This window comes from Streptomyces niveiscabiei (genome assembly GCF_001419795.1).
Classification (GTDB): domain Bacteria; phylum Actinomycetota; class Actinomycetes; order Streptomycetales; family Streptomycetaceae; genus Streptomyces; species Streptomyces niveiscabiei.
On record NZ_LIRL01001388.1, the window covers coordinates 1 to 3068 of the forward strand.

Below are 3068 nucleotides of genomic sequence, written 5' to 3' on the forward strand. Positions count from 1 at the left end.
CCTTCGGGTCGGGGCCGGTGGCGGGTGGGTACGGGGGTGCTGCCCAACTGGGAGTTGAGGGTTACGGGGAACCGTTCGGGGCCCCTCGTCGTCGTACAGAAGCGGAAGTTGGCCTGAAACAGCTCATACCTCACAGTTTCAACTCCGGTTCTCGGCCGAAAGGTGCTCTTGCGTCCGGCGGGTGGTCGGGGGGCTCTTGCGCCGACCGTCCGTTCGGCCGAATACTCCTTCCTCAGCGCTTGCCGGGGGTCTCCAACCCTGGTTTCAGGGGCGGGAACTCGGCCCTGGCTGCGCCTCACGGGCCCCGACCCCACGCGGGCCCCCTGGCTTCCCGGGAGGGAACGAAAAGTGAGGAACAAGCGCACCACCCCCACCACCCACAAGAGACGCACTCGCATGGTCGCCCTCGCGGCCGGGTTCGTCGCCGCCGCCGGCTTCGCCGTCCCCACCGCGAACGCCGCCGACGCGCACACGTTCAGCGCCTCCGAACTCAGCGGCGTCAGCGGCTCGGTGCTGAAGTCCGACATCCCGGGCACCGCCTGGGCCGTCGACGCGGCCACCAACCGGGTGGTCGTCACCGTCGACAGCACGGTCTCCGCCGCGGAGATCGCGCAGATCAAGAAGGACGCGGGCAGCAAGGCCGGCGCCCTCACGATCAAGCACACGCCCGGCAAGTTCAACAAGCTCATCGCCGGTGGCGACGCCATCTACGGTGGCGGCTACCGCTGTTCGCTCGGCTTCAACGTCCGCAGCGGCAGCACGAACTACTTCCTGACCGCCGGTCACTGCGCCGAGGTCGCGTCGACCTGGTACTCCAACTCCGGCCAGTCGACCGTGCTCGGCTCCAACGCCGGGTACAGCTTCCCGACCAACGACTACGCGCTGGTCCGGTACACCAACAACTCGGTGACCAAGTCCGGGACCGCGGGGAACACGGACATCACCAGCGCCGGTACGCCGAGCGTCGGCACCACGGTCTACCGTGACGGCTCGACCACCGGTATCCACAGCGGCCGGGTGACGGCCCTCAACGCGACCGTCAACTACGGCGGCGGCGACGTCGTCTACGGCATGATCCAGACCAACGTCTGCGCCGAGGGCGGCGACTCCGGTGGCGCGCTGTACTCGACCAGCGGGATCGCCTACGGGCTGACCTCGGGCGGCAGCGGCAACTGCTCCTCCGGCGGGACGACGTTCTTCCAGCCGGTGGTCGAGGCGCTCAACGCGTACGGGGTCAGCGTGTTCTGACGTACCGTCAGTGATTTCGGCCCGAGTGCACCGGGCCCGGCGCTCCGAGCCCCCGTACGCAACCGGCGTGCGGGGGCTCCCCCTTGTACGCGGGGCGGGTTACCGTCGAGGGAGCCCCTGGACGCAGGTCTGACGCACGGAGGGCGGTGGCCGTTGTGGTCGAGGAACTGGTGGCGGTGGGGGCGGGGTTGGTGACCGCCGGGGTCGTGTACGCGACCGCCGCCGCGCGGGTCGTCAAGCAGTACGAGCGGGGGGTGGTGTTCCGGCTCGGGAAGCTGCGGCCGGATGTGCGGGGGCCGGGGCTGACGATGATCATTCCCGGGGTCGACAAGCTCCGCAAGGTGAACATGCAGATCGTCACGATGCCGGTGCCCGGGCAGGAGGGGATCACCCGGGACAACGTGACCGTGCGGGTCGACGCGGTCGTGTACTTCAAGGTGACCGCGCCCGCCGAGGCCGTCGTGCGCGTCGAGGACTACCGGTTCGCTGTGTCGCAGATGGCGCAGACGTCGCTGCGGTCCATCATCGGCAAGAGCGAGCTCGACGATCTCCTCTCCGACCGCGAAAAGCTCAACCAGGGGCTGGAGTTGATGATCGACAGCCCTGCCGTCGAGTGGGGCGTCACCATCGACCGCGTCGAGATCAAGGACGTCTCCCTGCCCGAGACGATGAAGCGCTCCATGGCCCGCCAGGCCGAGGCGGACCGCGAGCGGCGGGCCCGGGTCATCAACGCGGACGCGGAGCTCCAGGCGTCCAAGAAACTCGCCGAGGCGGCCCAGGAGATGGCCGACACCCCGGCCGCCCTCCAGCTCCGCCTGCTCCAGACGGTCGTCGCCGTCGCCGCGGAGAAGAACTCCACCCTCGTACTGCCGTTCCCGGTGGAACTCCTGCGGTTCCTGGAACGGGCCGCGCCGCCACAGCAGTTGCCACCGGAGAACGGGGGGAAGCCGGCCTAGCGGGCTCGGCGGCTTCGGGGACGGGCCGGTGGTGACGGACGAGATGCGCCGGGGGGAGTTGGCGCAACTGGGGCGGGCGGTGCTGGAGTTGGTGCGGGTCGAAGTGGCGGTGGGGAAGGGTTAGTTCGCCCAGGGGGGTGCGACCTCTGTGCCGTCCGCGAGCTTTGCTGTGAGGCCGATCGAGGTGGTGACCCAGGTGGATGCCGCGTGGTCGGTGGGGTTTTCGACGGTCAGGGTGGAGCCGGCGTTGACGATCAGGGTGTCGCCGGGGGCGAGGTCGGTGGTGTCGGTGTCGAGGGTGATGCGGAGGGTGCCGGTCAGGAGGTGGAGGACTTCTTCGTGGGTGACTGTGTGGGCGGGAGCCTTGGTGCGGGGCGGGATCTCGGCTCGCCAGGCGGCCAGTTGGCGGCTGCCGGTGCGGGGGGTGGCGTAGGAGACGAAGCGGGCGCCGTGGAGTTCGTGGGTGGTGGCTTCGGTGGCTCGGACGACTGGCATGGGGCTCCGATTCTGGTGAACGCGGCATTGGGACAGGCGAGTTGGGGTGATGGTCAAGCTGCTTGACCTTTCTTGGATATGGTCAAGCTCCTTGACCTTCTCGTCAAGGGTGTTTCAATGCGGGCGTGGAGAACTCTGATGCGCTTGCCCTGTCCGCCGTTCTGCTCGCCGCTGCGGGGGAGTTGACGCGGCGCATCCATGAAGGTGTCGTTGCGCGGGGGTTCGAGGGGGTGCGGCCTGCGCATGGGTTCGTGTTTGCGCGGGTTGCGGCCGAGGGGGCGAGTGTGGGGGAGCTGGCGGAGCATCTGGGGGTGACCAAGCAGGCTGCCAGTCAGATGGTGGAGGAGCTTGTGCGGAAGGGGTTCGGGG

The 3068-nt window shown here is 69.0% G+C and carries 4 protein-coding genes; 3 read left to right on the forward strand and 1 reads right to left on the reverse strand.

Annotation, left to right across the window (positions count from 1 at the left end; genetic code table 11):
- Positions 1 to 348 precede the first annotated feature (348 nt).
- Positions 349 to 1248, forward strand: a complete 900-nt coding sequence (locus AOK24_RS44345) for a S1 family peptidase (RefSeq protein WP_055725465.1) — start codon at positions 349 to 351, stop codon at positions 1246 to 1248.
- Positions 1249 to 1403: 155 nt separating this feature from the next.
- Positions 1404 to 2204: a slipin family protein gene (locus AOK24_RS44350; protein WP_055725466.1), complete on the forward strand. Its 801-nt coding sequence runs from the start codon at positions 1404 to 1406 to the stop codon at positions 2202 to 2204.
- Between the two features lie 120 nt (positions 2205 to 2324).
- Here the strand turns inward: AOK24_RS44350 and AOK24_RS44355 are convergent, their stop codons facing one another.
- Entirely contained in the window at positions 2325 to 2699 is a 375-nt protein-coding gene (locus AOK24_RS44355; protein WP_055725467.1) for a cupin domain-containing protein, read from the reverse strand.
- Between the two features lie 125 nt (positions 2700 to 2824).
- Between AOK24_RS44355 and AOK24_RS44360 the strand changes: the two genes are divergently transcribed.
- Positions 2825 to 3068: MarR family transcriptional regulator (locus AOK24_RS44360; protein ID WP_159052244.1), on the forward strand; the 244-nt coding region annotated here is incomplete at its 3' end.